The 472-nt window shown below is 61.2% G+C and carries 1 pseudogene; it reads left to right on the forward strand.

Going from position 1 to position 472, the window contains the following annotated elements:
* A pseudogene (cdc6, locus tag DVK06_RS17560) lies at positions 1–472 on the forward strand (cell division control protein 6); the annotation flags it as partial.

Below are 472 nucleotides of genomic sequence, written 5' to 3' on the forward strand. Positions count from 1 at the left end.
GAGCATATCTTCGAGTACGAACCCCCGTCGTCGGGTATCTCGTTCAAGAAGTTGTTCGGCCAGATTACCGACCGTCTCGTGGAAGACGACGAAGTGCTCGTCGTCGCCCTCGACGATGTGAATTACCTGTTCTACGAGAACGAGGCCTCCGATACGCTCTACTCGCTCCTTCGCGCCCACGAGGCGCACTCCGGGGCGCGTATCGGTGTCATCATCATCTCGTCGGACCTCTCGCTCGATGTCATCGACGAACTCGACGGGCGCGTCCAGAGCGTCTTCCGGCCCGAAGAGGTGTTTTTCCCGCGCTACGACGTGGACGAAATCGTCGATATCCTCCGCGGCCGGACCAAACGCGGTTTCCACGAGGATGTCATCGGCGCGCCGGAACTCGATAAAGTCGCCGAGTTCACTGCCGATAGCGGCGACCTGCGCGTCGGCATCGACTTGCTCCGCCGTGCTGGTCTCCACGCCG

The sequence above is a fragment of the Halorubrum sp. Atlit-28R genome (assembly GCF_003665955.1).
Lineage (GTDB): Archaea > Halobacteriota > Halobacteria > Halobacteriales > Haloferacaceae > Halorubrum > Halorubrum tropicale.